16 protein-coding genes are annotated in these 23,111 nt (G+C 43.7%); 13 read left to right on the plus strand and 3 right to left on the minus strand.

Features of this window, described 5'->3' with window-relative positions; all coding sequences use genetic code 11:
* The first annotated feature begins 221 nt into the window (after nucleotides 1-221).
* The 7 genes from DFP97_RS15220 to DFP97_RS15255 all read left to right on the plus strand — a co-directional run bounded on the left by DFP97_RS15220 (nucleotide 222) and on the right by DFP97_RS15255 (nucleotide 12,080).
* The gene (locus DFP97_RS15220) at nucleotides 222-3,218 is read left to right on the plus strand and encodes a pectinesterase family protein (RefSeq protein WP_245976277.1); all 2,997 of its coding nucleotides are present in this window, start codon (nucleotides 222-224) and stop codon (nucleotides 3,216-3,218) included.
* A 51-nt stretch (nucleotides 3,219-3,269) separates the two neighbouring features.
* On the plus strand, nucleotides 3,270-5,372 hold the full coding sequence (locus DFP97_RS15225; RefSeq protein WP_114381053.1) for a GDSL-type esterase/lipase family protein: 2,103 nt from the start codon (nucleotides 3,270-3,272) through the stop codon (nucleotides 5,370-5,372).
* A 795-nt stretch (nucleotides 5,373-6,167) separates the two neighbouring features.
* Nucleotides 6,168-6,599, plus strand: coding sequence for a DUF1641 domain-containing protein (locus tag DFP97_RS15235; protein WP_114381055.1), 432 nt, complete (start codon nucleotides 6,168-6,170; stop codon nucleotides 6,597-6,599).
* A 49-nt stretch (nucleotides 6,600-6,648) separates the two neighbouring features.
* Nucleotides 6,649-7,827: an NAD(P)/FAD-dependent oxidoreductase gene (locus tag DFP97_RS15240; protein WP_114381056.1), complete on the plus strand. Its 1,179-nt coding sequence runs from the start codon at nucleotides 6,649-6,651 to the stop codon at nucleotides 7,825-7,827.
* 616 nt (nucleotides 7,828-8,443) lie between these two features.
* A complete protein-coding gene (locus DFP97_RS15245; RefSeq protein ID WP_114381057.1) occupies nucleotides 8,444-9,895 on the plus strand; it encodes a spore germination protein in 1,452 nt (483 codons plus the stop codon).
* Between the two features lie 23 nt (nucleotides 9,896-9,918).
* Complete coding sequence (locus DFP97_RS15250) at nucleotides 9,919-11,007, plus strand: GerAB/ArcD/ProY family transporter (protein ID WP_114381058.1); 1,089 nt, start codon at nucleotides 9,919-9,921, stop codon at nucleotides 11,005-11,007.
* Nucleotides 11,004-12,080, plus strand: a complete 1,077-nt coding sequence (locus DFP97_RS15255) for a Ger(x)C family spore germination protein (RefSeq protein WP_114381059.1) — start codon at nucleotides 11,004-11,006, stop codon at nucleotides 12,078-12,080. Before DFP97_RS15250 ends, DFP97_RS15255 begins: the two co-directional genes overlap by 4 nt.
* A 183-nt stretch (nucleotides 12,081-12,263) precedes the next feature.
* Here DFP97_RS15255 and DFP97_RS15260 read toward each other — a convergent pair whose 3' ends face one another.
* The gene (locus DFP97_RS15260; RefSeq protein WP_245976279.1) at nucleotides 12,264-12,455 is read right to left on the minus strand and encodes a spore germination protein; all 192 of its coding nucleotides are present in this window, start codon (nucleotides 12,453-12,455) and stop codon (nucleotides 12,264-12,266) included.
* A 1,085-nt stretch (nucleotides 12,456-13,540) separates the two neighbouring features.
* Here DFP97_RS15260 and DFP97_RS15265 point away from each other — a divergent pair.
* The 4 genes from DFP97_RS15265 to DFP97_RS15280 all read left to right on the plus strand — a co-directional run bounded on the left by DFP97_RS15265 (nucleotide 13,541) and on the right by DFP97_RS15280 (nucleotide 17,079).
* Nucleotides 13,541-14,182, plus strand: coding sequence for an FMN-dependent NADH-azoreductase (locus DFP97_RS15265; protein ID WP_114381060.1), 642 nt, complete (start codon nucleotides 13,541-13,543; stop codon nucleotides 14,180-14,182).
* 390 nt (nucleotides 14,183-14,572) lie between these two features.
* The gene (locus tag DFP97_RS15270; protein WP_114381061.1) at nucleotides 14,573-14,803 is read left to right on the plus strand and encodes an SDR family oxidoreductase; all 231 of its coding nucleotides are present in this window, start codon (nucleotides 14,573-14,575) and stop codon (nucleotides 14,801-14,803) included.
* A gap of 306 nt (nucleotides 14,804-15,109) precedes the next feature.
* Complete coding sequence (locus DFP97_RS15275) at nucleotides 15,110-16,015, plus strand: RNA polymerase sigma-70 factor (protein ID WP_114381062.1); 906 nt, start codon at nucleotides 15,110-15,112, stop codon at nucleotides 16,013-16,015.
* A 584-nt stretch (nucleotides 16,016-16,599) separates the two neighbouring features.
* Nucleotides 16,600-17,079, plus strand: coding sequence for a carboxymuconolactone decarboxylase family protein (locus tag DFP97_RS15280; RefSeq protein ID WP_114381063.1), 480 nt, complete (start codon nucleotides 16,600-16,602; stop codon nucleotides 17,077-17,079).
* Between the two features lie 670 nt (nucleotides 17,080-17,749).
* Here the strand turns inward: DFP97_RS15280 and DFP97_RS15290 are convergent.
* Nucleotides 17,750-18,964, minus strand: a complete 1,215-nt coding sequence (locus tag DFP97_RS15290) for an esterase-like activity of phytase family protein (protein WP_114381064.1) — start codon at nucleotides 18,962-18,964, stop codon at nucleotides 17,750-17,752.
* 274 nt (nucleotides 18,965-19,238) lie between these two features.
* Here DFP97_RS15290 and DFP97_RS15295 point away from each other — a divergent pair, with 274 nt between their 5' ends.
* Entirely contained in the window at nucleotides 19,239-20,219 is a 981-nt protein-coding gene (locus DFP97_RS15295; RefSeq protein WP_114381065.1) for an aldo/keto reductase, read from the plus strand.
* A 131-nt stretch (nucleotides 20,220-20,350) separates the two neighbouring features.
* On the opposite strand, the gene DFP97_RS15300 is transcribed toward DFP97_RS15295, so the two are convergent.
* Complete coding sequence (locus DFP97_RS15300) at nucleotides 20,351-21,343, minus strand: LacI family DNA-binding transcriptional regulator (protein WP_181873539.1); 993 nt, start codon at nucleotides 21,341-21,343, stop codon at nucleotides 20,351-20,353.
* 202 nt (nucleotides 21,344-21,545) lie between these two features.
* Between DFP97_RS15300 and DFP97_RS15305 the strand changes: the two genes are divergently transcribed.
* Nucleotides 21,546-23,033 carry an alpha-L-arabinofuranosidase C-terminal domain-containing protein gene (locus DFP97_RS15305; protein WP_114381067.1) on the plus strand — a complete coding sequence of 496 codons (1,488 nt, stop codon included), beginning with the start codon at nucleotides 21,546-21,548 and terminating at the stop codon, nucleotides 23,031-23,033.
* Nucleotides 23,034-23,111 lie beyond the last annotated feature (78 nt).

A 23,111-nucleotide genomic window follows, 5' to 3' on the forward strand; every position in this document is an offset into this window, starting at 1 on the left:
TCCCTCAAAAGTGGAAAATTAGGTTGACTCTATTATATCAAGCTCCGAATATAAAAAAAGCATTACAAAAGGTCAAAAAATAGAATAAAACCATCATTTGCATCGCTGGAAAGAAACTGCATAATGAAAGTGGTTGTGTAAGGGTTTACAAAATTTCATAAAAGAAGGGATTGTGACATGAGAAAACAAAGATGTATGTATGCGATCGGGAGGGAAAGAACATGATGAACAAGGTTGCATTGATTGTAGTGTCAACTCTTGTGGCCGCGGTCTCTTTATCGGGGATGGGCCTTCCTTCCACGGTTTCAGCGGAGGCTCTACCAGTCCCGCCAGGTAACACATCTTTCATTAATGATGATTTTAATGGAATTACGGATGCGGCCGTTACCAGCACTTCCACGGTGAAGTCGATAGCAGGCTACACCGCAAACGTAACCGGTCCAAATGGTTCGGTAAGCATTACTTCGTCAGGTAAGGACGGAATTCCATTTCCTTCCGACGCATTGCTTATTCGGGACGAGGACGGAGCGAATGGTTCGGGCACTGTTGGCTCCGGCTCCGGTTCCACAACCATTACGAAAGGGCTCGGAACCCGTGTATCGGATGGCATTCTGACTGTCGAGCAGGATATGTACTTCTACGGACCGAACAATGACATCAGCCGAGGCCGCAATGTAATAAAGCTGACCGGTGGCGTGAACAGCCAAACGAATATGTCCGATACGGTAATCCAAGTGGACCTGAAAGGCGGCAAGATTGCATGGGTGGATACGGGCGGCATCTATACGAACATAACACCGGCCAATCTAACCAATGCCGTATGGTACCATCTCAAAGCGGTGGTCAATTTGAACACACTGCATGTGGATTACTACGTGACGAAGGGGAATGACGGTACGCTTGTCGGTGAACTGAGGGAGCAGCCCTTCTACAACCGGACGCTCGGCAGTCGAGCCGGAGACTTTGCTGCGATCCAGTCTTTCAGCGCCTCCACCGGAGGTACTACCGCTGAGAACATTGTGCTTGACAATGTCCAGGTTTACAAGCTGAATGCGCCTCCGGATGCCCCCGTAGGCTTGTACGGCATTGGCGGGGACCGTCAGGCTGCACTATCTTGGTCAGCCGCGCCTAATGCAGTCACGTACGATGTGCTGAGGGGTGATTCCCAAGAAGGCCCCTTTACTATGGTTGGGCAGGGCTTTACAAAAGCCGCTTCCAGCTCGGAACCGTTCCGGGATGCAGGCTTGACGAACGGAGTAACTTATTATTATGTCGTTCGGGCGGTGAATCCTTACGGGACAACCGATTCGGCTCCATATGCCGTAACGCCAAGCGGCGAGAGGCCGGCACCGGTACCGCCTCAGGGGATTTCTATGACCGCTCGGGAATCGGCCGTCATGATCACTTGGAATGCCGTACCGGATGCGGCCACCTATACTTTAAAACGGAGTACAGCGAAGGAAGGGCCTTACACGGTAGTATCGGCGGTCATTCCGAACACGACAACAAGCTATTATGATACGGGCTTGAATGCTGATCAGTCCTACTATTATACGCTGTCCAGCACAAATATAGCGGGTACGGGAGAGGAGAGCCCGCCGCTAGAGGTTCATCCGAGCACACCGCTTGACGAGCCTGAATCACTTAAAGCCACTGCCAAAAGCGGCCAGGTGGATATCGAATGGAAGGGCTCGGAAGGAGCAGCTGTCTATAAGATTAAGCGCAGCACTGTTTCCGGAGGTCCTTATACAACGATTGGAACCACGGTATTCACCCGCTACTCGGATTCCACCGTTGCGGACGGAACGACCTATTATTATGTAGTCAGTGCGGAAAGAGCTTCCGCTCGAAGCATGAACTCTTCTCAAGCAAGGGCAGTTCCGTATACAGCCCCCGATGGCGCCCCATCCGCTCCAACCGGCGGTGTAGTCGAAGCCGCCTATGGTCAGGTTATGTTACGCTGGGATGTCGTTTCGGGAGCTACGGGCTATACCGTGAAAAGGGCAACGGCTTACAACGGACCATATACGCAGGTTGCAGAAACGAAACGGGCAGCTTTCACCGACAGCGATGTTAGTAACGGTACAGCCTATTATTATGTGATTCTAGCGAACAACCCGTTTGGAGAAGGACCCGGTTCCGAGCCGTTGATCGCTACACCCTCTCGGGTAATCATTGTGGCTCAGGATGGAAGCGGGGATTATCGTACTGTTCAAGAGGCGATCAACGCGGTTCCTGCGAATCAAACGGAACGAACCGTCATTTATATTCGCAACGGGATTTACCGGGAAAAGGTCATTGCCCCGGCCAACAAGCCCAACCTTAGCTTTATCGGGGAAAGCCGCAAAGGTGTCGTCATTACGTATGACATGAATGTGACGTACCACCCGGGCCTACAGACAGCCACCTTCGAGCTGAGGGGAGCCGGCAGTACGATGGAAAACTTCACGGTGCAGAATTCCGCTTTTCCGAACAAAGATACCAACGGAGTGAAGGGAGTAGGGCAAGCCCTAGCCTTGTTTGTATCAGGGGATAAGATGGTCTTCCGTAACATAAATCTGTATGGTTTTCAAGATACGCTATACGTGGAAAGAGGGCGGCAATACTTCCATAACCTGTATATTGAAGGGACCGTGGATTATATCTATGGTAACGGAATCGCCTATTTCGACCGATCCGAGATGAAGCATGTCGGCACGTTCGGCGGCTATACGACGGCGGCTTCACACGATCAGACGGCGGAAAACGGATATGTTTTTTATCAAGCGAAGAAAACAAGAGGAACCACCTCGCTCAAACCGTACATCCAGAAATACGGGCAGGCCGGAACGTATACCGGTGTTTGGGATGACGTATGGGATCTAGAGCTGCAGGGGGTCTCCAAGACGAACAGTACGGTATATCTGGGAAGACCTTGGCGGCCGTACGGGAATGTGAAATTCGTAGACACATGGATGGATGCGCATTTCTACTCTGTTGGCTGGCATAACTGGGGCAAGGTGGAGAATGAATCCACGGCGGTTTACGGAGAATTCGGAAGCACAGGGCCCGGGGCTAATGCCAAAGCCCGTGTGCCTTGGAGCAAGCAGATGACCGTAGAGGAAGCAAACGCCTTAACGGTGCAGCGGGTATTGGGCGGCACGGACGGCTGGGACCCTACGTTGACTGGAGTCTTCGCAAAACCAATTTCTGTACCGGGTGAACATAATGACTTCTAACTAGAGTGCACGGATCATTTGTACCGATCAAACAGGAAGGAAGTGTAATCAGTGAGAAGATTCATGAATGCGGCACTTTCGTTTCTTCTTCTTACAGCTATTCTGACACCTGCTCAGAGCATTGCTGCAGAAACCTCTATTAACGGATTGGCAGAGGAGGGGACTCCCGTTCAAGTGGAAAGCCCTTATAAGTTTAACTTTACTAATCAGGCAAAAACCGGATACCGGACTGTCGTGTATGATGTCTTTAACGGTGCGCCCTTGTATGACTCCTCGGTGGGCTATGGTTTTGTGAATCAAACCAGTGCTTTAAGGGAAGTGCATCCGGCTTCCATTACTTCCGATGGCACAGGCTTTTACATCAAAGAGCCTGGCTTCTATGCCGAACCGAAATACGAGAAAGATAATTATAATAACTACGGCATGGCTTTCCGTATTCAAGCTCCTCCCGGTGCCTATAGTATTTATGTGAAAACCACATCCGATGCTGCGGACACAACCGTATCCGTTTCGGGAATGCAGACCAGCCGCTTGTTAAAGGCCGGGTATTGGGATGCGGCTAAGCTGATACCTATGAAGTATACTATATCGGCAAAAGGCAAAGAGTGGATCTATACGTATGCAAACGGACGCAACTATCTGGACATTGAAATTGAGCCGAATAAAATCAATACCACGGTTGGTATTGAGGAAATTGTTTTGCAGCCTATTGCCCCGCGGATGCGAGCAGATGAAACGCTGCCGACTATGTATATACTCGGAGATTCAACCGTTAAATCTTACACCTTCGACGAAGCGCCAATGAGCGGCTGGGGCCAGATCATTGACTCTATGTTTCATCTGAACAAGGTGAATGTGATTAACTACTCCATGGGTGGACGCTCGTTTAAAAATGCGTATACGGAGGGCCGGCTAAACGATATTTTAATGACCGGAAGCATCGGTGATTATGTGTTTATTCAGTTCGGACATAATGACGAAAGTACCGATGAATTCAGGCGTTATGGCAGAGGGTCGACGGAAGCCATGTATGAAACCTATATAAAAGAGGTCTATCTGCCGGCCATCCAGGCTAGGGGCATGATACCGGTACTAGTAACGCCGATGTCTAGAGTGAAAGGGGATGCAAGTCCGGGTTATGTCTACACCAACTCTTTCAAAACCCGAAAGTTCCCTGATATTCTGAAACGGATTGCTGAGGAAAAAGGACTTACGCTTATCGATCTTAACTCCGAGAGTTTGAAATATTATAACGAAATCGGTGTTGAAGCGACGACATCCATCTTCATGTCCATTGAAGCGGGGGAAACCCCTGGTAAGACGAACGACGGAAGCTACGCCAACGGACACCCATCGAAGAAGATTGACGGGACTCACTATAAAGAAGCGCTGGCCAAACAATTCGCACGAATCATTGTTACCGAGCTCATGAAGAAGGAACTTGCCGGCGATCCTACTGCCGCGTCGATCGTGTCGTATCTGAAAGGGAATGTGAAGCAGGCAGCCTTAACAGGGGATTGGTCGAAGATTTTCCCTGAAATGGCTAATGACATCATAACCGCTGATGGGGCTTATTACCGCAATCAGATTGAGAAATTGCTTCAGCTGGGTGTGATGAACAAGGACCATCATGGAAACTTTCATCCCGTTGCGGCGATGACCGTTGATGAATTTATTCGAAGCCTTTCTGTGCTCATGGATTTGAAGAAAACCATTTTCGATGGATACCCGGATGGGGAGCTCTCCCGTGAAATGATGGGCGCCATTCTGGTTGATGCGTATCATGCGAAGTTCACCAGCAAGCCGAAATACATGACGGATTATAACGGCACATCGGTGGTACCTGGTGATCCGGGGTATGATCCGAATCTGGATTCGGGAGCCAGAGGGGCGATGTACTATCCTCTCGTTTCCTGGCAGCAGCTGACGGATACGGCGGATATCGCACCACATTTGGTTTCTAAAATAAAGGATGCCTATGAACTGGGGCTCATCCGATCCGAGAATGGCATTGCAAGAGGCAAAATGGTTAACGGAACAGAGTTGGAACCGAAAGTGTTAGTCACCCGAGAGAAAGCAGCCAAAGCATTATATTTTATGTGGGTGCTCGATCATCAGGTCAATATAGAAAATGATGTGTCTTCTATGAAATAGGTCTACTTTCAAAGCGTGGTTGGGATCTTCGGATCCTGACCACACTTTTTTTGCATGCAAAGCATCGCAAGGGCGGTGCGAGCATAATAAGCATCCATGCACACAGTGTCTTCGATGCTTGCTTTCTGCTGGCCGAGGCCATGAGGCGAAGCGTCCGTCCGTCTTTTGGCGCAAGGGAATTAATGTAACGAAAACCATGTTTAAAATAGACAGTGCTAACGCATGTACGAACATCAATTGGCGGGGTGGTTTTCCGAAGACGATCTCAAAGGATTGAGATGGTTTAATAAGAAAACGGAACGCGTCCATGTTAATATTCCTGATAATAAAAAACCGGCAGGAACGTTAGTGTTAACTAAACCTCATCATAGGATATAGCTGTTAATTGAACAAGATGAAGCACGTTTTACTTATACGTATGAATTTGTTTGGAGAAATTTATAGAAACGGATCCCCTAGCTTGGCATCGCTTCAACGATGGAGACCATTTGGTATTAAAAACAAAATTGATGTCAAAGTGAAACTTATGCAAACCGGAAAATATAAAGGCAGAGTGCTTCCTGAGTAGTAGATTCTTTATTCATTTTAGAATTCTACAAGCCGCGTGGATAGCGAAAATGAGTGAGGGGAAAATAAAAAACAATTGATGTCACACATTGAAGTCGCCAATTGTCTTATTAGTATCAAAACAACAGGAGGCACAGCACAACATTTGTGATTTTATTCACATTGATTTTTAATATAGGGGTTACCGACCGATTAAGATTATTAGCAGAATAAAGGAGGAACATTGATATGTTGGAAACAGCCGATCAGAATACAGAACAAGCTGAATTATCTGAATTAGAAAACAAAAAGACGGATGTATTGGAACAATTGTTAAAGCCCGAAATCCATGAGGCTTTAACAGCGTTGATAGATCAACTGCCAAAGCTTGTTGAAATGACCGCACTGCTTACGAAAACTTATGAATTTACTCAAAAGGTAGCAACAGACCGCGTGCTCATTCAGGATACTGTTGGCGCTATTATGGAAGTTATGATGCCTTTGGGAGAAAAAGCCAAGCATTTTGCCTCGATAGCTATTGAAGCGAATGATCGCGCGGAAAAGGAAGACAAGACGATCGGTCTGTTCGGGATGCTAAGATTGTTGAAGGATCCGGAACTTCAAAAGATACTTCGTTTCGGTCAAGCTTATTTGGAAATTCTGGGTGAAAGAAAAAAATAAGAATTACTTCTTCAGTAAAACTTCCAGGCATTAGAAAAGGAGGATGGACATGAGTAAACAAATTTTGATTTTAGGGGCAGGATATGGTGGATTACTGAGCGCGATTTCCGCACGTCATCATTTATCGGCGGAAGAAGCTACGATTACAGTTATTAATCGATTTGAATCGCATCAAATTATTACCGAGATGCATCGTTTGGCGGCAGGTAACATTGATGAAAAGGCAGTGGCATTGCCATTAGAGAAAATGTTTAAAGGTAAAGACATCAATTTGAAAATCGGTTCCGTCAGCCAAATCGACATTAACGGTCGCAAAGTCGTAATGGTAGATGGAGCTTCGTATTCTTACGATACCTTGGTGTTGTCCCTGGGCAGTGAATCGAACTATTTTGGCATTCCGGGACTTGAGCAATATAGCCTCAACTTAAAATCTGCAGCGGACGCGAAACGGATTTTAAGTCATATTAAGGAACGATTAAACATATACAGCAAAACGAAAAATATAGTGGACGCAACATTTGTTATTGGCGGCGGAGGTCTGACGGGCGTAGAGTTAATCGGTGAGCTTGTGGACGAACTTCCAGGTCTTTGCCGCAGGTATAGCGTTAACTTTGATGAGGTGAACTTGTATCTGGTGGAAGCAAGTACAACTATTCTTCCTATGTTCTCTTCTGATCTGAGCCAGCGTGCATTGACTAGTCTCGAGAAACGCGGAGTTAAATTCCTATTAGGGACGCCGATTACCGAAGTGAACGGTACAACAATATCCTTGAAAGAAGGCAGAACGATCGAGGCCGGTACTTTGGTATGGACGGGCGGAATTAAGGGCAACACTCTTGTGGAAAACTGTGGCATTGAAGTCAATCGCGGTCGCGCAACTGTAAACGAATTTATGCAATCGACTTCGCATCCTGACGTTTTCCTTGCCGGAGATTGCGCAATTTTATTCGGTCCGGAAGGCCGTCCTATCCCTCCGACTGCTCAACTTGCTTGGCAAATGGGAGAAATTGTCGGATACAACATTGCTTCTCAATTCAAAGGCGTTAAAATGGAGGTTTTCATTCCGGTATTCTCCGGAACGCTTGCTAGCTTGGGTCGAAAAGATGGAATCGGAGAGATCGGGGAAAACAAAATTGAATTGAAAGGTGTGTCGGCAACCTTAATGAAACATGCGAGTAATGCTCGTTATCTATCTCACATTAATGGTTTGTTTACACTTGCGTATTAGTCTTTATTCAATGGAAAAACCATCCATTTGTTGAGTGGCTTTTTGATATGCGTGTCCAGAGTGCGGCACGCATTAGAGAAAAAATTGCGACTCTCAGAAAGCGGATTAAAGGATATCCAGATAAAGCCCATTGAGGAAATTGAATATCTTTCAACGCGTTGATAAATTAAGATAACAATGACACATTCAGCCATTAAGTGACAGCTTTTGTCTGCTATTTTAGTCTCAATTATAGAACAGCAGATAATAGTGAAAGGTTATGCGTAGAACGCATGCATGGGTAATGTCCCGGCTGCGTTCTTTTTTATTTTCTAGCCGCACGACGAATCCATCTGCTCCCAGGAAGGAAGAGGCGATGTTCAGGAAGCGTAATTTGTATATCGGTCTGATGGCTGCCGTGCTATCGGCATTGCTCCTTTGGAAACCTATTTGAAAAATCTCTTTCTGAGCTTGATACCGAGTGGTACGCCGTATTCAGAAGGACAAAGTTCTGACTCCACACCAAGACAATGTACCAACGACGTAGAACGGTACCGTGCTTTGATTCTGAATAATTATCCGTTTGAAGTGAGAGAATGAACTTGAGAAATTGAAAATAGGAAAAGAGTGATTAGAATTGAATTCAGTCCCTCGGTTATGGGAGGAGCTTAGTGAATCATCGGATTTCGTTTGCTACGAACATCAAACGAACACTGCCCCTTTTTTCATCGGTTATTATAAATCTCTCACGGAGTCAAAAGTCTTGCACCAGCATATCCTGGGCTGCCTGAGCAACAATTCGGAAATATCCTTCGAGGATCTTTACCACTTGATCCCCGTAGCGGAAAAAGAAATATCCTTTGATTGGGACCAAATTCATAACAATATTTTGCGAGGAAATGTCGCTATTCAATATGGTCATGAAAGCCATCATTGTATTTTGGTCAATGCAGCCGCATCCAAGGGTCGCAGCGTAACGATACCCGAAATCGAGTTCACTGTGGAAGGACCGAAAGAAGCCTTTGTTGAATCATTGGACATCAATCTCAACTTGATTCGCAAGCGAGTTCCCTTTCCCGAGTTCCGTATAAAAGAGCTCACTATAGGGAGTATATCCAAGTCGAGAGTTGCGATTTGTTACATAAAGGGAGTAACGAACGAACAATATTTAAATACATGCATTCAGCGCATTGAGGATGTGCAATTCGATCAAGTTACGGATAACACTTTGCTTCAACAGATGATCGAAGATAATTCCAACTCCATCTTTCCACAGACGATCGGGACCGAAAGGCCTGATTACGTTGCCTGGGCCGTATCATCGGGGCAAATATGCGTTTTGAAGGACGGGTCCCCGACTGCGTTTTTTGCGCCGGTCAGCTTGGGGTCGTTTTTCATTACTTATGAAGATTATTATTTGCCATGGATTATTGCCTCAATATTACGGCTGATTCGCGTGTTCTCCGTACTGTTTTCCGTCTTTGCCTCACCATTATATGTTGCAGTTATGACCTATCACGGTCATGCCATTTCAAATGTTTTTTTGCCCACGATCGTTTCTTCGAGGATCAATGTACCTTTTCCTCCTGTCGTGGAAGTGCTCATTATGGAGCTTGTCATTGAATTGTTACGGGAAGCGGGCGCCAGATTGCCTACGAAAATCGGACAAACCATTGGTATAGTTGGGGGTATTGTACTCGGTACGGCCGCCGTTGAAGCCGCGCTTACAAGCAACTTTTTATTGATTATTGTGGCTTTATCGGCATTAGCTTCTTTCGCTACACCTATTTTTCGAATGAGCGCTACCATCCGAATTCTTCGTTTTCCATTTATCTTCGCAGCGCAATTATGGGGGTTACTGGGTATTTTTATCGGCACCCTTGCCTTGGTTGCGCATCTGCTGCGATTAACGTCTCTCGGAATGCCTTACCTGGTTCCTTTTTATCCTTTTCGCACTTCCGACTTATATGATACTGTAATTCGTCCTCCATATTCCAAATTTCATCATAGATTTAGCTTTTTCAGATCGCCAAAACCCGTAAGATTCGATAATGAAAACGCAAACGCTAAAAGAGACATAGACGAATGAATCAGCTTTGGGAGTGATATAAGATGAAGTCAATGGAACATCCGCGTTTTACCATATCGCCTTTTCTAGTTTTCGTATTGATTCTAACGATGCAGTTCGGACCCGAGTATATCGCCATGTCGAACAAGCCGATTCAATTGGCTGGCACAGATACTTGGATCTCTGTTATCCTTTGCGGTATCAGTTTCCACATCGTCATTTGGATGATGTATCGAATTCTCAACCGGAATGAGACGGATCTTATTCATATTCATCAACAATTTTTCGGGAAATGGGCGGGCGGGGGTCTTAACTTTATCTTTATTGTTTACTTCCTGCTCACTGCAAGTTATCAAATACGGCTATTCATCGAAATTATACAAGTATGGCTATTTCCTGATCTTGAAACATGGCCGTTGGCTTTGGCTTTGCTCCTGCTTGTTTATTACATCGTTGCAGGAGGTTTTCGAGTTATCGTGGGCATTTGTATGTTTAGCTTACTAAGGAATCTTACATTAATTACTTTGATTTTTACAGCAGATTATTTTCATTTTAACAATTTATCGCCTATTATGGATCATTCGCTGAACGATATCATCAGAGCAAGTAAGGAGTTTACATTTCCCTATTTAGGCGTGGAGACGCTCTTTTTCTGTTACACTTTCATTAAAACACCGAAAAAATCTCAAAAATGGGCCCATTTGGCTAATTTTGTTATGATACTATATTGTCTTATGGGTATTTTCATTTCATTGTTATTGTTCAAATCCGAACAATTATCAAATGAAATTTGGGCGCAATTAACCAAATATAAATTTGTTCATTTTCCTTTTATTGATCGATTTGAGTTTATCGGCGCTGTTTCACAGATATTATGGGTAATTCCTATCATATGCTTCTGTCTTTGGGCTTCAAGCCGAATGTTTAAATTCCTTTTCAATGTAAAACAATTGACAGTCCTGCCGATATTATTAATTCTGGTCTTTACCGCCGTATGTCTGATTCCAGGTCGTAGTCTTGTCGAGGCTGTTCAAATCATGTTATCTAAGATCGGATTTTACATTATTTATGCGTACATCCCATTTTTATTTATCCTCGACATTGTCAGATTGAAAGTGAGAAGAACAGTATGAATCGGTTATTTTTCTTACTATTGGTTACCTGTTTCCTGTTAACGGGGTGCGTAAAGCAACAAGTTTTGGACAAAGTTACCATTCCTATTGTCTGCGCCTACGACGAAGCACCAAACGATCAAATCGAATTAACGATCGCGGCGCCCAAGTTTCAAGCTGGTAAACCAGGTTCTGTCTCAACTATATTGTACTCAAAGGTTGGCCACACAAGTTGGAATATCATAGAATTAATGAACATGCGATTAAACAGGCCCATTAATCCAGGAAAATTTTCTGTGGCATTATTTGAAAAAAATTTGGCAGCAAAAGGGTTGGCAGACGTATTGGATGTAACTTTTCGTGACGCTCAATCTTCGCGAAGGAAGTATATGGCTGTTGTCGATGGAAAAACAAAGGAGATGTTGCAAGCGAATTTCAGTTCAAATGAGGAAAAAGGAATGTTTTTATTTAATTTACTCGATACGAACGTGCGGACCGGGCTTGTTCCCAGACAAAATCTTCACGAGTTCGAGTACTCCTTTTTGGGTAAAGGAATGGACCCTTTTTTACCTCTCCTTAAATTGCAAAACGATCAAGTTGTGATTTCCGGTTTAGCTTTATTTAAGGATGACAAGTATGTAATGTCACTGAATGAAAAGCAGATGCGGGTCATGAAACTTCTTCTGCAAAATGTAAAGCACGGTACTCTTGAAGCAAAGCTGGACAATGGATCTTACATCGCAGTAGTAAATGTCGGTTCAAAAGTGAATTATCTAGTCGGGAAAGATGCGAAAAGTCCAAAAGTCACGATTTACCTTATCCTAAACGGTGAAATTCTTGATTCAATGGGGATTCACTCTCCAAAACAAGAGCAGCAGAGAATAAAAGACCGTTTCGAAAAGGATCTTACCACAACTGGAATGGATCTTATTCAATTGTTTAAAAAAGAAGGGATCGACCCGCTCGGATTAGGGGATTTTGTTAGGAGTAAAACGCGAAATTGGAACGAAGAGGAATGGAAAAAAGAATATCGAACGTTGAACGTTAAATTGAACGTTAAGGTGAATCTAACGGAAACGGGAATCAGGAAATAAAGGTCTATTGCACACAGGCGCTATGGCAATATTCACAGTCAACCTAAAGCGAATATTGTAACTGATAAAGTAAGAAACCGACTATACTGACTTGCTTAGACTATGAAAAGACGACCCTATCACCTTGAACCACTTTAACGAAGCAAAAGTACCCGCTAAATATTTGACGATAATGTCGTAATTTCATTCGTGCTGCGCTTGATCACGAACGCAAAGCCGAATGGAGAGCTGTGGAGCGATCTGGAGAATTCGCTGGGCCGGCTTGATTTCTTTGAACTGGACCTTTATTTGTCCGAAGAGGACGATCGGAATGGACATAGCGTAGGAGGGAATGACAAAACTCGAAATTCCCGTAATGGCAACGATAATAACCATTGCTGCAGATTCACCCCTGTGCCTAAATATCTCTTGGATATTATGGACAAAGCGGGAAGCACTTATGCAAATTTTGGAATTAATAAGATGAATTATGTCACACATTTACATCGCCAATTGTCATATTAGTGTCAAAACAAAAACAACAAACAACTGGAGGAATAAAGAGGCTTTTCTTCTACTGATTAAAGAGATTCTCATTTCCGTTGCTTTCACCTGCTGCTATTAGGTATTTGGAGCTTGAACAATCATAACAGAAAAGGGATGAAGACATCTTGAAATCATTTGGAAATTGTCCGGTTTGTCTGGTAGGTATTGTTGAACCGGTTGGTTACGTCGAATTAAAGGAGGGACCGCTGGAATTCAAACTTGGTCAATTTCCACCGTCAAACAAAGCGACAATCACCGTCGGGATGTGTAGTCGGGAACCATGTCAGCACGTAGGTATGGGGGCAGTTCCGGAATCCCTTACTCAGGCCAAGATTTTATTGAGGGATCTGATACTATCGCTTGAAAAAAGAACACCGTAAAACAATCCATTCCCGATTTTGACAAGAACATTATCTTTCCCGACGGAGCTATTCTGTAGGTAAAATGATGAAGATCGCTTAGTCCGTCATTGAGCTCCCATGGAAGAACGCAATTACTTCCATAATCTGTGGTGTCGTGTGAGCGGCATGGATGGCTAACGGAGAACGATATTAAGCATCATCTTTCGATGGTGCTTTTCTTATGCTCACTTACGCTAACGGGAACATTAATTGAATGAAATGGTTTTTAAACACTTTATATCCAGCCCCACCACAAATCATATTCTTTGTCGATTTAGGCTATATTACAGAAGATGAAATCAAACGTTTAGGCACTGGTTCAGGGAGGGAATAGTCGAAAATCGAATACTGCAAAACGTGATGTCCTGAAATTGCAATTACTTCAGATTTCCCGCTTTTTACTACCCTGCTACCGGTTGAACTATCATTCTCAAATAGCCATAAAATAAAAACTTGTTTTATGTCACACATGGAAGTCGCCAATTGTCTTATTAGTGTCAAAAAAAAAAAGAAAAGTAAAGGAGATTAACTAAAATGGCAAAAGTATTGTATATTACAGCTCATCCGCATGATCACCAGAACTCTTATAGTTTAACTGTTGGAAAAGAATTTATAGATGCATATCGGGAAGCTAACCCCAACGATGAAGTACTGCATCTTGATCTCTATCGACTAAACATCCCACAAATTGATGCAGATGTATTTAGCGGATGGGGAAAATTAAGTTCTGGCACTGAATTTAACCAGTTGAACACAGAAGAAAAAGAGAAAGTAAGTCGTCTGGGTGAACTGGTAGACCAATTTGTTGAGGCGGATAAATATGTATTTGTCAATCCAATGTGGAATTTTTCTTTCCCACCAGTTATGAAAGCATACATTGATTCTATATGTGTTGCAGGAAAAACCTTCAAATATGTTCCGGATAAAGGTCCTGTTGGGTTACTTGGCGATAAAAAGGCTGTGCATATTCAAGCAGCTGGTAGCCATTATGCTCAAGGGGGTCCTTTTGCAGACTTTGAAATAGGTCATCGTCACTTAACTATGATTATGAAATTTTTAGGTGTTCCTTCATTTGAAGGCATCTTTATAGAAGGTGTCGCTGCAACGCCCGATCAAGCACCGGCAATTAAAGAGAAAGCAATTCAACAAGCTCGTGAATTAGCTCGAAAGTTTTAACAAGGACCTCCATAATTAATAAGGCAACCAGTTTTTCTATGGTTGCTTTTTTTTGCGTTTCAAAGTGGATCATGCCAATTGGAGCCAGCAGGAGGTGCGATGGGGGGCAAACTGACATTGCCCCGCGCACGGATCCATCGACGTTTTGGAATATAGTCCTCATAGTGGGAATATGCAGGTCCACGTCGGTATTGAATACCATAAATGAGACTGTTATACATGCTTACAACAACCTTGTTAGCCATTAATAGTGCGAGGAAGTCATTCCCGGAATGGTCAAATGGATTTGGATGTGAGAATCGGTACAAATTCTTGTCATTTATCGGAAGAAGAGTTTCTGACGTTCGACTGTAGGAGGACAAGAACATATATCTATAGAGATCCGCACGTGTGAACGCGGTGGCGAGTGGGCCTGTCGAAACTGCTTTCCTTCGAGAGCGAATGGGACTTACAGAAGAGCAAAGCAATAAGGTTAAGGAACAGGAGAGTCAGATGATCCCACTAGGCCGACGAGGTGAAACAGATGATGTAGCACGATGGATTGTGAACTTGGCCGACTCGGAATCGGGTTGTATCACGGGACAAATCATCGGAGTTGACGGCGGACTCGTAATATCTTGACTTATAGAAAGCGAATATTAAAAAGAAAAAGAGATTAATAATTAGAGGAAAAGGCAGCCACTAGTATTGGCTGTCTTTTCCTCTTCAAAGGGATTTTATGTTGAATAGATTTTCGTCTCTACTGATGAATTCAGATTTATTGAGATTTATGTCACACATTGACCTCGCCAATTGTCTTATCAGTGATAAAACCAAAAAACTGGAGGAATCAACCTAGATAATTATTTAATGAAATAGATCATTTCGAATTGTTTAATAATAAGTAGATAAAGGCGAGATTTTTCGAATGAAAGAAAGGCGGATATTATGCAAAGTTATACAATTGAACCATCAACTAATAACATTGAAGATTTGTATAAAACCTACAAGCCTCATTTATTTTCAATTGCTTACCGTATGCTTGGTTCTAGATCAGATGCAGAGGATATGGTTCAAGATTTGTTTATTAGCATACATGGATATCTAAATGACAATGTGAATAATATCAAATCGTACTTAAGCAAAATGATGATCAATCGATGTTTGAATGAATTAAAATCTGTACGAAAAAAAAGTATAAGCTACGTAGGTAATTGGCTTCCAGAACCTACAGTGCAATTCATCGATAATAGTCCGTTAGATAACGTTGAGCGTCATGATACGATTTCTTATGCCTTTCTAATTCTTATGGATAAACTTACGCCATTAGAGCGAGCTGTGTTTATTTTAAAAGAAGTCTTTGCATATGAACATAGTGAAATTGGCGAAATGTTCAACAAATCAGAAGTTAATTGCCGAAAGATCTTTAGTCGTGTCAAGAAAAAAGTGGATTTATCCTCCCCAAAAGATGAAATGCTATCATCGCATCTTCTAGAAGAAAAGGAATTGGTGAATCGCTTCATTTCTGCCATTTCGAATGGTAACATACAACCACTGGTGGACATGTTAACAGAGGATGTCATATTGATTGCCGATGGTGGAGGAAAAGTGTCCGCCGCAACCCATCCTATATATAGCAGAGAACGCGTACTCGAGATATTGAAGGCCCTTTCGTCCAGTCGATTTCCCGAATCAAAGGCACAACTGGTCGAGGTCAATGATCAACCAGGGATATTGTTAACAAAAGAAGGCACTCCAACCGGGGTCATTTGTTTTGAATGGGATGTCCAAACGATGACCATTCAACGAATTTACATTATAGTGAATCCAGATAAATTACAATGCTTAAACTGAAGGGGCTTGAACAAACAGAACAGAAAGGATGTAGACACCTTGAACTTAAGCAATTGTCCGGTTTGCCTGATAGGTGTTGTTGAGCCTTTTGGTTTCATCGAATTAAAGGAAGGACCGCTGGAATTTAAACTTAGTCGATTTCCACAGACAAAAAAAAGGCTATCACCATCGGGATGTGTACTCGGGAACCATGTCAGAATCTAGGAATGGGGGGCAACTCGGGAAACCCCTACTCTGGCCAAAAGTTTATTGAGAGATCTGATTCTATCACTGGAAAAAAGAACAATGTAAAAGCAAGAACGCGATTTCGTGCTCGCGAGACGGCCAAAAACGGCTAACCAATAACATCATCGTGAAGTTGAGGCCGAGCTGTCATCGGTTCATTTCGCCATATCAAGCCGGATGTTTTCATTAATTTATCAATGGTTCTCTTCTTTTTGTTTATTAGCAGCAGCCTCATTAAAAAACTATCGGATAATAAGAACATTATCCATTACAAGGGAAAATAATAAGAACGATTTATGTCACACATGGAAGTCGCCAATTGTCTTATTAGTGTCAAAAAAAATAGGAGGTACTTAGTTATGACACAACGTATCAATTATATGCAGCAATCACCAGAGCTTTTCAAAAAAATGATGGAATTCAGCAATGCCGAGAAGGAAAGCGCAATTGAAGAGAAGATCCTCGATCTCGTTCACATCAGGGCTTCACAAATGAATGGGTGCGCATTCTGTCTGGATATGCACGTCAAGCAGGCTAAGATTCATGGTGAGAGCGAGCTTCGCCTTTATCACATCTCGATTTGGCGGGAATCGAATCTGTTCACTCCGCGCGAACGGGCTGCGCTGGCGTGGACCGAGATCCTGACCAAACTTCCTGAGCAAGGTGTGCCCGACGAATTGTATGACCGTGTTCGCGGGCAGTTGTCTGAAAAAGAAATCTCGGACCTGACCTTCTCGGTCATGGCCATCAATGCTTGGAACCGCATAAACGTCGCTTTCAAGTATGTACCGGGTTCGGCTGATGCGGCGTTTGGATTAACTAAAGCAGGTTTGAGCTAATCAATTGCAAGTATAGTTCGCATGATCAAGGTCTTGGGGGCACTATATGGCTATATCACAGAACAAACTATCCAAGGCCTTTCACCCTTATCGAGAAATACATCAGAAGCCCCTTGTACGGGCTTCTTACTAGGAGGTTCAACAACAATGAGGCTTACTGGCGCTAAAGCGTGGCGAACTCGCCTTCATTCGAAGACAAGGCAGTTTTGGAGTTCTTCGAGACGGCAACTCAAAACCTACTTGCCGCTGAAGCAGCTGCTGGAGTAAAACATCACGTTGCTCTGTCGGTCGTTGGCACCGATCTACTTCTCCAAAGTGGTTATTTCCGCGCGAAGTTAAAGATGACAACGCGCTTTACTTCGGCGCAGAGCTGAACGATCAATCTCTCGTCCCAGGTGACAACACGCATATTACCTCGACGCGTTTCGAGGATTGGCTCAGCCGCTTTACGTCTCAGGTATAAGTCAACAAGGCATGGTCGACGCCATATTTTCAAATGCATGGTATCCCGGGCTAACGAATCCCTCTAGTAACACTGAACAAAGTGCTGCGTACAAGAAATGAAGCCAAGGGGTGGTTATTCCTTTATAGGCTCAAAGATTGGCAAAAAGCCGCGGTTAGTCACACGCGGCTTTTTTTATAGTAGATTATATCAATTATAGAAAACCCTTTACTTTGACTCAGGCGACACGTCAAAGGCCAGAAATTGAGTAACTTGTGATGAATTGAAGTTGTTATCGGAAACGAGTACAAGACTATCGTGTCCATTTTTGAGTTTAGGTCCCCATGTAATGCCTTCAATATTGTCTAGCTTAGGTAAGTTAAGTGAGTTTAGATTAAGAACTAACTTTTTGGATACCGGTTTAAATTGACCTAGTTTAAGAGATTCGAGGCTTTTTACATTTGTCGCCTCTTCGGTATCCACTTCATAAATCCGAATATAATTGGAATAACTGCCATCGGCGGCTTGTACACCAGATCGTTCAATAATAAGGAACTGATGGTCGTTAACGGCAAGCATTTCCGAGACACCATTGTCAGCATTTTTGCCTGATCCCGGTTGTGCAGGGATTGCGTCGATCGGATAAGCGTATTCGGCAGCAATGTCGCCGTTTCGATCGTACTTCGTGATGCGCGAATAAGAACCGGAATCGACTGTCGAAATGTCACCGTCTTGATAGAGCGACGCTTCCATGGAAGTAAAATAGTATTTTCCGTCAGGAGAGAAACTGCTTCCTTCCAGGGCAAGATTATTGCGGAAGCCTTTCTGTACATCAGCATTGCTTTGATCAATTTTAAAGGTCTCAGGGATTTGGAATGAAGACAGGTAGTCTCCGTTACGTTCAGCTTGATAGATGAATGGGTTAAAGGCAAGACTTCGGTCGCCTTCACTTGTATACCAGATCGAATCGTTTGTTGGATCAAAGCGAATGGATTCTAAATCGGGGACGACGCCTTTTTTATTTGCAGCATAATCGGTCTTGTTTGGATAAGTAGTGCCATCGGACTGTTTAAATTCAGTCATACCAGTAAGCTTGACAGATGAAAAGCTGTTTGTGTCATACTTCAGTTTCGCGGTATAAAAGCGGGCAGGGCTTTTGTCAGAGCGATCATCACTAATAATGATCCACTTATGTGTTTTGGGTTCGTAATCAATGCCGGAAAGTCCTCCAACAAGCGTCTCTTCATATACTTCATCGTTCGGAATTCTTTGCTCGCCAATAAATGTCAACTGCCCGACAGAGTGTTCTATTTCATGCTCGGCGTGCCAATTTGACTTTTCCTGGTCGTTAACAATCGCCTGATCGGCTGAAGCAACACCAAAATGAGTGGTAACCAATAGACTGATAACAGCACCTGTGGATATAAACTTTCCCAACTTCATGTCTTTCACCTTCTCCCGATTTTTAAAGAGCTCTAGAAACACTCTTATTATAGAAAAGGTGATAGATTTGGACAATACAAAATGGAAGACTTTACATAACTTTAACTGGGGATATGCCCCATACTCGTTCCTATTCACATGAACTCGGGTGAATAAAATATCTCTTGACTTGGAGTTAACTCCAAGTGAGATAATATCAGCTATATACAGGAAACAATCATCTGAGAGAACTTACATTTGAATCAATAATATGCTTGGAAAGTGGGGAAATCTAATGGAATATGTGAAACTAGGAAATACCGGTTTGGATGTTTCTAGGCTCTGTCTTGGCTGTATGAGCTTTGGTGTAGCCGAGAGGTGGACACATCCGTGGATACTTGATGAAGAGAATAGTCGTCCGATTATAAAAAGGGCGTTAGAACTTGGTATCAATTTTTTTGATACGGCGAATATTTATTCACTTGGATCAAGTGAGGAATTTGTTGGACGAGCATTGAAGGAATATGCCAACCGAGATGAAGTCGTCATCGCAACGAAAGTTCATTTCCGAATGCATCAAGGACCCAATGGTGCAGGTCTTTCCCGAAAAGCAATCATGAATGAAATTGATAAAAGCCTTAAAAGATTAGGTACAGATTATGTCGATCTGTACCAGATTCACCGCTGGGATTACAGTACGCCTATTGAAGAAACGATGGAAGCCTTGCATGATGTGGTGAAGGCAGGGAAAGCAAGATATATCGGTGCATCTGCCATGTACGCATGGCAGTTTCTTAAGGCGTTACATGTAGCGGAGAAAAATGGATGGACCCGGTTTGTATCTATGCAGAATCATCTCAACCTCATCTACCGTGAAGAGGAGAGAGAGATGATGCCGCTTTGCAGGGAGGAAAAAATCGGTGTTATTCCATATAGCCCGCTTGCATCAGGTAGATTGGCGCGTAATTGGTTGGAAACAACCCATCGTTCCCAGACCGATCAAGCTCAGAAATGGAAATACGATGCAACTGCAAATATGGACAGCTTGATTGTAGATCGGGTGGCCGCAATCGCAGAAAAACGCGGCGTTCCACGCGTGCAAATTGCCCTTGCCTGGTTGCTGCAGAAAGAAGCTGTGACAGCTCCTATAATCGGTGTTACGAAAATGGCCCATCTCGAAGAGGCGGTAGATGCTCTTTCGATTACGTTGTCACAGGAAGAAATTGCGTCGCTGGAAGAGCTGTATACTCCTCATCCCGTAGTTGGCCCACAGTAACTTTATGATTATCCGGAATAGTTCTCTTAGGATCATAGATTTTCATTACTTCCTCCTTGCGCAATCGTTTAGTTTGAAACGATTGCGCAAGGGGGTTTTTCTTATCAACGAGGCGTGTTTTCGATATTTCGTTATAAAGATTCACCTGTAACGATTTGATGCTGCAAAAGCAGCACATTCAAATGTTTATTGTGGTTTCCATCGATTTCTTCAAGCAAGCGATTCACGGCTGTTATTCCTATTTCGCTTACTGGGTATCGTACGGAGCATAATCTTGGAGAAATATATTTCAACGTATCGATATCATCGAAGCCCATAAGACCGACCTGTTCAGGAACTCTGATTTTGTTTTTCTTAAAATGATTAAGCACTTCTAGCGCATAGATATCCGCAGGGCAGACAATTGCTTTTTTGGGCTGGGATTCCAGATCGATTTGGCTAATGGCCTTGATGTAATCCGAATCCATGATGACAAGCGGTTCCTTTTTTCCCATCTCCGATAAACCTTCGCGGCATCCGGCTAATCTTTCTTCCAGTGTGTAAAGATTGACCTCGCCTCTGCGGGTCAATGGAGGGCAAATATAGATAATTTCTTCGTAACCTTGGCTTATGACATGTTTAACAGCGTCTTTCATTGACTCACGCTCGTTAATGCCTACATAGGTCCACCCGCCGGAAATACGATTTCCGATTGTAACGATGGGAATCTTTAAATCGAGCAATTCTTTTTCAAATTCATGTCCGGACTGTACACTGAACATGATAATCCCGTCTACTTGCCGGGTTTTGAAATGCTCGAGTGCTTTCCGCTCATTTTGAGGATCGTGATGCGTAAAAATAGGGAAAACGACATATCCTATTTCCCTGGCCTTGACTTCAATGGCGTTCATTAACTTCGCAAAGTATGGATTGCGGACATCGAATAAAATGACACCTAGCGTCATCGACCGGCCCTTGGCAAGACCCCGGGCTAAATGATTGGGCGTATAGTTTAACTCCTTCGCGACTTTAAGGATATATTCTTTCGTCTTCTTGCTAATGCCCGGCCTATCATTTAATGCACGGTCGACAGTCCCTTCGGAAACCTTGCATATCTGGGCGATATCTTTAATGGTGACTGACATATCAGGCTCCTTTTTGCACGAATGTTCGTGTACGCACACGATATAACTGCTAATTATTTTATAATATGACATCCGTAAAGGCAAGGACTTAGAAGCATTTCATTATTTTTATTGACATAAAAAGCTATTCGAGATATATTGCAAGTGTATTTAGAACCGTGTGCGCACACGGAAAATTATCTGATCATGGAGCGTGGAAGAAATGTCTAGGTTGGAGATTAATCCAAAGAGAGAACTTGGCAGGAGAGACAAGAAAATTTACGGTCACTTTCTGGAGCATTTTCATCGTCAAATCTATGGCGGAATTTTTGATCCGGAGTCCCCATTGTCGGGCAGCAGCGGCTATCGTCAGGACGTAATGGAAGCACTTAAACGAATCGAGGTTCCGATTGTACGCTGGCCAGGCGGCTGCTTTGTTTCTGCCTACCACTGGAAAGATGCAATAGGAAAGCAGCGTACACCTTACTTTGATAAGGCATGGCGGGTAGAGGAATCGAATAAGTTCGGCACGGACGAATTTATTGAATATTGCCGTTTGATTGGGGCAGAGCCTTATATTTGCACGAATGCCGGAACTGGGTCCCCGGAAGAAATGAGTGATTGGGTTGAATACTGCAACCTCCCTTCCGAGGGGAAATGGGCGAAGCTCCGTATTGAAAACGGTCATCCAGAGCCCTACAAAGTGAAATACTGGAGCATCGGCAATGAAAACTACGGCGACTGGGAAATGGGGGCCAAAAATCTTAGGGAATGGGGGCGTTTCGTAAAAGAATCGGCCAAAATGATGAAGCGGGTTGACCCGAACATCGAGCTGCTGGCAGCGAGCATTTCGGATTTGGATTGGAATCTGAATTTGCTGCGGGAAGCGGGAAATTATCTGGATTGGATTTCGATTCACGATTATTGGGATCATCTGGGCCAAGTCAACGATTTATCGAATTATGAATCTTGTATGGCTTATACCATGGAAATTGAGAAGCCGATTTTAAAGACGAAAAATATTCTCGGCTCGCTCGGCTATCTGGGCAGAATTCGTATTGCCTATGATGAATGGAATCTTCGGGGCTGGCATCATCCGCATATTAACTCCGGAACCGAGGATTATATCACTCCGAGGGATAAAAACGACATCAATTCCAGCTACACCATGGCGGATGCTGTGTTCACAGCCTGTTTCTTAAATCAGTGTCACAAACATAGCGATGTCGTCGGTATGGCGAATTTTGCCCCGACCGTCAATACAAGAGGAGCCATCTTTACGCATCAAGACGGGCTCGTCCTGAGATCCAGTTACTTTGTGTTTGAGCTCTATATCCGTCATCTGGGAGATATCGTCGTTGACTCTTGGCTTTCGGAAAATTCGGCTTTCGATGTGGAGACGGCCGGCAAGACAACAAGCGTCCCGCATGTAGATGCAGTGGCCACCAAACGGACGGGAAGCGAAGATTTGAGAATTGCATTGGTCAATCGCCATCCGGATCGGGCGGAATCCGTTTCCCTACATCTTGGCAGTGCAGTCCAATATTCGAACGCGGTCCTTTATAGTGTGGTCGGCGATTCGAAAGACGCATACAACGATATCGGCAAAGAGCAGGTTCGTGTTATCGAGCAGCCTTTGCATTGGAATACGCAATCTGATGTCAGGGTCGAAATTCAGCCCCATTCCGTGAACGTTTTGGTCATCAAGTAACGTTAACGCCGTTCACGCCCTCCGAGTTACGAATTCTATACCGCTAAAATGAGTGCTTACCAGTGGCTTTTTGATAAG

Source organism: Paenibacillus prosopidis (genome assembly GCF_003337375.1).
Lineage (GTDB): Bacteria > Bacillota > Bacilli > Paenibacillales > Paenibacillaceae > Pristimantibacillus > Pristimantibacillus prosopidis.